This window comes from Pseudomonas sp. R62 (assembly GCF_000257605.1).
Classification (GTDB): domain Bacteria; phylum Pseudomonadota; class Gammaproteobacteria; order Pseudomonadales; family Pseudomonadaceae; genus Aquipseudomonas; species Aquipseudomonas atacamensis.
In genome coordinates, this window is record NZ_AHZM01000823.1 from 1 (window position 1) to 2,125 (window position 2,125).

Here is a 2,125-nt window from a genome sequence, read left to right on the forward strand (position 1 = left end):
CCCCCGCGCCATGTACGCCGTCACCGCCGACACCAAAAATGAAGACCTGCTGGCCAACGCCTGCGAAACGCTTGCGTCGGCCAAAACCATCGCTCAGGAATTCGCCGGGCTGGTAAAGCCATCGCAGCGGCGGACGCTGATGGGGATTGCGCAGTTGATCATGCTCGGCGAACTGGCGGTGAATCGGGTGCTGGATAATCTGGAGTTGCCGCAGTAGCGGGTCTCGCGACGGGCTCTGAATAAGGCGCCGGCAGTGCCGACGCCTTCGCGGGCAAGTCCGCCCACAAGGATCCCAGTCGCGCACAAGGTTGCGGTTACACCGCCGAATTTTCGGGGGGCGAGCCCGCCCAGTACAGGAGGGTGGTCAGGGCTCGAAGTCAGAATTCTTTGTACCGCCCCGGCGTTGAGCAGTCTTAGTCATGGCTTTAACCGGACGACCATTCGTCAGAAAACCGCTCATACCTGTCAGATCTGACAGGTGTGTTTCACCTGAATTCGGGCTCTGATACTTCCTGCCACTCACCGCAGGAAATATGGCCATGTCCTCCACTGAAAACACAGTTCTGCAATTGCTCCCGCCCAAGGTCCATCTTCAAACCAGGCCGATCGAAGGTGCGGACATTGGTGTACCGCTGCACGCAGTCATCATCTATCCCCCTGAACTTGTCTTTAAACGTGCTCAAATCCATATCGATCCGCCGCTGTCAGGCACTGTGCAGGAAGGGGACGACGTAAGGCTTTACTCAACGCTCGACCCCGCGTTGGTAGGCCCGGTCAAGGACGCAAATTTTGCGGATTCAACCACAACCCCCCTGTTGCTGAACGCTACAACTATTCAAAAAGATGTGAACGCCCCGATTCGGATGTACATAAAAGAGAGCCAGTTCCGTCATGACGTGGTCGTTTACCTGTTTTATACGATCACGCGCGGCAGCGAAAACGTCGGTGCTTCATCTTCGTTAAGTTATATCTGGAACCGCATCCGCCCTGGGATGAAAGATGATGTAACCGTTCCTGGTGGCCACGCGAAACTGAAACTGCTGTTGCCTGACGCGATAAAAAATGGTGTCGGCCCCGACTTCGTTACCGCGCGAGTGGCTGTTCAATACCCCTTTTGCCGAGCCTATGACCGTATCACCTTCATGTGCAACGGCAAGATCCTTGAGGTCAATGTAGGCCCCACTGAAGCGCCTGAGCCGCCCGATCACGGTTCCGAAACACCGACGACAATTTACTTCGACGTAGACCGGGCATTTCTGGAACTTGCCAAACAGCAAGACAAGAAAATGGCTTTTCTGTTTACGGTCTACGACCAGCTAAACAACTCGGCCGACCCCGATGCCCAGTGGTCACCGCCGCAGATCATCGATGAAGATCTGGATGGAACCCGCTTTGCAAAACCAATTCTGCGGGAACAACTCAATGACCCGAGCGACACGCCGGAAATCAACTTGGGCAAATTAAAGGACCAGCCGCTAAAGGTCGTCATTGTGCCGGCAGACGCTCGCTTCGAAGCGGGTTATCAAGTCAGGATGTTCTACACTGCCACCCACCCAGACCATACCGATGTGGTCGATGAACAAACCGGCACGGTGATAGTGGATGAATTCGGCCAGAAACAACTCGTCGTCATCGAAGTGCCAAACCAGAAAGTCATCATCGCAGGCAGCACGGTCAAGGTTTTCTACGAAGTGCGTGAGCCTGACAAAGGCGACGGCTCCCCCGGTGATCTGGTGGGCAGATCCAATACCACCGTTGCGCAGGTAGTCGGCTTTCACTTGGACTTGAAACAACCCAGCGTCTTACAAGCCAACGACACAACCTTGGCGCCACTGGACGCGCTGAGCAAACTCACCATCGTCGTGCCACAGGGCACTACGCTGTCTACCGATTTGCTCAGTGTCTGCTGGACAGCCAAACCCGGTACACACACCGAAGGCTCCATCGTCACCGCTGCAAAACCCATCAGCGAGATCGGCCTCAATAACGATATCTCTCCTCAATTAATGGCGTTCAGTCTCGGCGACGTCGTCAGCGTCAGCTACATCATCACTCGCGATGGCGAACAGTGGCCTTCCGAGACACTTTCCCTCACCGTACAAAATTTGCCACAGTCAGCGCTTAT

1 protein-coding gene and 1 pseudogene are annotated in these 2,125 nt (G+C 55.2%); both read left to right on the top strand.

Going from position 1 to position 2,125, the window contains the following annotated elements:
* A partial coding sequence (locus OQK_RS00260) for a DUF6124 family protein (RefSeq protein WP_016770595.1) occupies window positions 1–217 on the top strand: 217 nt, incomplete at its 5' end.
* Between the two features lie 322 nt (window positions 218–539).
* Window positions 540–2,125, top strand: a pseudogene (locus OQK_RS00265) (hypothetical protein); the annotation flags it as partial.